We start from the raw sequence: 4,606 nt of genomic DNA, 5'->3' as shown, positions 1-4,606 counted from the left end.
GCAATGTCTGCTGATTTAACTATGGACAATATCGATGATACTGCTGAAAATCTTGATTTTTATGCTGGTATTATGCCAATTTCTAATTCCAATACTAATAATCCCACTCGAGCTACAATGTTAGATGATTATGATGCTACATTCACGGGGATTGTCTCAGCTAATGATGGTTATAATAATGTCTGGATTAGTGATGCTGCCGGAGCTTATAATGGTGTGATGATTTACGATAGTAGTTTTGATGCTTTAGTTAGTGTTGGAGATGAAATTACTCTTGCTGCTAGAAGGGATGTATATTCTGGACTAACTGAATTAGTTGATCCAGTTCTTCTAACCATTGTGTCATTTGGAAATTCTCCATACGGACCAGATACGATAATAGGTGAGAACATCGAAGAAAGTTTAAATGTTGATACAAATCCAGGAGAATCTTGGGAAGGTCAATTAGTTACGATTGAAGATGTCTATGTTGAATCTTCAGGTAGTTATTATTACCGATGTACCGATGACAGTGGTGAGAATTATTTCTATATTGGTGATAATGTCGATTATCATTTCGGAAGTATTACTATGAATGTTGGTACGACATATCCATCAGTTACTGGAGTTGTTGATTGGTATAATTCCGGTCCTTACTACAGACTTAATCCCAGAAGTCAAGATGACATTGTAGATCCTCCAACAGCAGTAACCTTAAGCGAATTCACTGCTCAATATGCATCAGGTGAACTTTCCCTATACTGGACAACACAATCTGAAGTCGCAAATGCAGGATGGAACATATATCGGGGAGAAAGCGAAATATCTCATCAAAATGATGAAACTGATCAAATTAATCCAACCTTAATTCCAGGTTCAGGAACTACTTCAGAACCCACGGATTATGTTTTTGTCGATGATTATGAAGTTACTGAAGGTGCTACTTACTGGTACTGGATCGAAAGCAGAAACAATTCCGGTGAGACTGAAACTTTTGGTCCAATCTCCTTAACAATTCCAGTCGAAGGTGAAGATCCTGATGATCCAAGTAACGATAATTATGGTTTATTCCAGAATTATCCTAATCCGGTTTCAAATGCAACTACGATCAGCTTTAACCTGACCGAAGAAAAAGCATGTAAACTTTCGATTTACAATACAAAAGGACAGACGATCAAAGATATTTATGAAGGTTCGACAACCGGAAATTCTTTTGTCTGGGATAGAACTGATAATTTCGGAAATGCTGTTGCTTCAGGAATTTATTTTTATAAATTAGAAGCAGGTTCAGAAGTTTACACAAAAAAATTGGTTGTAACAGAATAAGCCTTTAATGAGAATAATTGAAATAGCCCTGGAAAATATTCAGGGCTATTTTTTATAATTAGATTTTATTCGTGAAGTTATTTTTCAAGACCTTACGGATGGTTGAGCTTGCGAAATCTCCGTAATGGTTGGCGTTTTCAGATTCAACCATTGCGAAGGTTTTCGACCATTCGCAAGGTTTTTGGATTGTATGGCTAAACTCTAGTTAAATATATTTCCAAGACAAAAACAGAGAGGATTAAATGAATAAATGTCTTGTCGTTACCGGAGGAGGAGATTGTCCGGGCTTGAATGCTGTTATCAGGGCGATTGTAAAAAGGGCTTCCAATGAAGGTAATTGGGAAATCTATGGAAGCAGAGATGCTTTTAACGGCATCTTAAAAGATCCGATCGATATTGTTCACCTGACCGGGAAGAAAGTTTCGGGAATCCATGTCCGGGGAGGAACGATTTTAGGAACAACCAACAAAGGCGGACCTTTTAATTTTCCGGTGGAAGTAAATCCGGGCGAATGGGTTTATACAGACAGGTCTGATGACCTTTTATCCAGGTTAGAGGAACTTGAATTCCAGGCGGTTATCAATATTGGCGGAGACGGTTCTCAAAAAATATCACAGAAATTGTATGAAAAAGGATTGAACATTATCGGTGTTCCCAAAACGATCGATAATGATCTGGAATGCACTGATTTTACTTTCGGTTTTCAAACTGCTGTGGAAATCGCAACCGATGCTGTCGATAAATTAGTAACGACTGCCGCCAGTCATCATCGCGTCATGATCCTGGAAGTAATGGGAAGAGAAGCCGGTTGGATTGCACTTTATGCGGCGCTTGCCGGAGGAGCGGAAGTATGTTTAATCCCGGAAATTCCATACAATATCGATAAGATCAAAAAAAAGATAGATAAAAGGAACGGAGTTGGAAAGGGATTTGTAAATATAGTTATGGCAGAAGGTGCAAAACCGTTAAAAGGAAAAATCGATTTGGTAAAAAATGATTCAGAAACGAATAATCAGACTTTCAAATATGCAGGAGCCGGATTTCATTTAAAGCATGAATTGGAAACGATCGGTGTTAAAAATGAGATCAGAGTAACGGTTTTGGGTCATCTTCAAAGAGGAGGTTCACCTAATTCTTTCGACAGGATTTTAGCGACAAGATTTGGGATCAAAGCTTTCGAACTTGTCCTCCAAAAAGATTTCGGAAAAATGGTTGCTTACCGGAATAATGATATTTCTGCTGTTCCTATCAAAGCTGCAATCAAACAAACAAATCTTGTAGATATCAACTCTAATATTGTCCATACTGCTCGAGGATTGGGAATCAGTTTCGGGGATTGATTTTTTTATTAATTAGAGTCCATCCGTAAAGTATGATTTTTCGACTCGTAAGGAACGACGAATCGAGACAAAGTGTGTATTAAAGCCACTTCAAGTCGTCGTCGCAAGCTTCTTACAACTCGGAGTTGGGGTTTATGGACAAACTCTAATTAAAAAATACTTGTCATGATTTTAGCAGATGAAAAATTTTACTCAATTTTCAGGAGGTTTTTTTTGAAACACAAAATAGGAATTTTAACTGCCGGAGGATTAGCTCCGTGTCTATCGTCATCAATTGGAAGATTGATCAAACAATATTCGGATTTATTACCGGATTCTGAAATAATCTGTTATATTCATGGTTATCGAGGACTATTACTAGGTAACAAGATCAAAATTACGGATAAAGTTCGTAAACAATGGGAATTATTAAGTGATTTTGGCGGTAGTGTGATCGGAAGCAGTAGAGTGAAACTTTCGAATGTAAAAGACTGCGTTAAAAAAGGTTATGTTCAGGAAGGAGAAAATCCGCTTGAAGTTGCTGCCAAACAGTTACAAAAAGACAAGATCACCATTCTTCATACTATCGGAGGAGACGATACCAATATTACTGCTGCTCAATTATCGTCTTTCCTGGAAGAAAATAATTACGATCTGACAGTTGTCGGATTACCCAAAACCGTTGATAATGATGTTTATCCGCTTCATCAGACTTTAGGAGCCTGGACTGCTGCCGAACAGGGATCAATATTCTTTGAAAACATTGCCAATGAAAACACAACCAGTCCCCGACAACTTCTGATCCATGAAGTTATGGGAAGAAACTGCGGCTGGCTAACTGCTCAAACTGCTTTTAAATACAGAAAGAGATTACTCAACAAAACCTTTTTACCCGAAATGTTATTAACAAAAGAGCGTTGGGATATCGATGCTATCTATATTCCGGAAATCAATTATGATTTTGACCGTGAAATAGAGAGACTCCGGAAGAATATGGATAAGAACGATTGCGTGATTATATTTTTGAGCGAAGGAGCAGGCGTGGAAAGAATTGTTGCTGAATTGGAAGCACAAGGTGAAACTGTGAAAAGAGATGCTTTTGGTCATATTCGTCTGGACGAGATAAATCCCGGGCAATGGTTTTCAAAAAAATTTGCAGATGAATTATCAGCAGAAAAAGTGCTGGTTCAGAAAAGTGGTTATTTTGCTCGTTCTGCTGCTCCTAATTCTAAAGATCTTAAGCTTGTTTATAAATCAGTCGATCATGCCGTGAAATTTGCCTTAAATGGTGAGAGCGGTGTTATCGGTCTGGATGAAGATTATAACAACGAGATGCGATGTATCGAATTTAATAGAATAAAAGGCGGTAAACCATTCGATGTTACTCAGGACTGGTTTGAAAAAATGTTAAGGGAAATCGGACAATCTGATTTGAACATTTCTTATAAAAAGGATTAATAGTAACATGAAAATAAAATTCAGAGATGTCAGTTCAGGAATCGTGGAAGCAAGAGGAGTGATAGAAATTGCTCCAGGAATTTATATTAACGAAGTGACGATCATTAACAGAACCGGAAAAATTTCAGTTGAACTTCCCCAAAAAAGTTTCAAGGGAAAAGACGGCAGGATGCATTATCTTGATGTTCTGACATTTGAGAAAGAAGACCAGAAAATTTTGTGGCTGATGGAAGTGAAAGATGCTTATAAAGATTGGAGAAAAAAAAATAAAAAAGTCCTTGTATATGAACCTGAATAAGAGAAAGTATCCACGGATGACACGAATTTCACGAAGATAATGAGTTTTTTTTCATTATTCCCAATCCCCCTGATTGGGAATGTAATATCAAAACAAACCTTATTTGGAAATTCAGAAAAAGAATAAATATCGAATGTCGAACAAGGAATGATAAAGGAAAGAAAAAAATGAATATCGAATGGAACACACAAAAAGATTTAACTTTGATATTCGTGCAATATGTAAT

General features: G+C 37.1%; 4 protein-coding genes. All 4 read left to right on the top strand.

Translation table 11 applies throughout. From position 1 onward, the window contains the following. Positions 1 to 1,305 (top strand): T9SS type A sorting domain-containing protein (locus ENL20_10065; GenBank protein ID HHE38901.1); only part of this gene is annotated, 1,305 nt, incomplete at its 5' end. A gap of 242 nt (positions 1,306 to 1,547) precedes the next feature. Beyond that, positions 1,548 to 2,645 (top strand): ATP-dependent 6-phosphofructokinase, encoded by a 1,098-nt coding sequence (locus ENL20_10060; GenBank protein ID HHE38900.1) that lies wholly within the window; start codon positions 1,548 to 1,550, stop codon positions 2,643 to 2,645. 165 nt (positions 2,646 to 2,810) lie between these two features. Beyond that, positions 2,811 to 4,082 (top strand): pyrophosphate--fructose-6-phosphate 1-phosphotransferase, encoded by a 1,272-nt coding sequence (locus ENL20_10055; GenBank protein ID HHE38899.1) that lies wholly within the window; start codon positions 2,811 to 2,813, stop codon positions 4,080 to 4,082. Between the two features lie 7 nt (positions 4,083 to 4,089). Then, positions 4,090 to 4,380, top strand: a complete 291-nt coding sequence (locus ENL20_10050) for a hypothetical protein (GenBank protein ID HHE38898.1) — start codon at positions 4,090 to 4,092, stop codon at positions 4,378 to 4,380. Positions 4,381 to 4,606: the final 226 nt, after the last annotated feature.

Source organism: Candidatus Cloacimonadota bacterium (assembly GCA_011372345.1).
GTDB lineage: Bacteria > Cloacimonadota > Cloacimonadia > Cloacimonadales > TCS61 > DRTC01.
The sequence above is the reverse complement of the archived record's forward strand: the minus strand, read 5'-3'. Positions and strand labels throughout refer to the sequence as shown.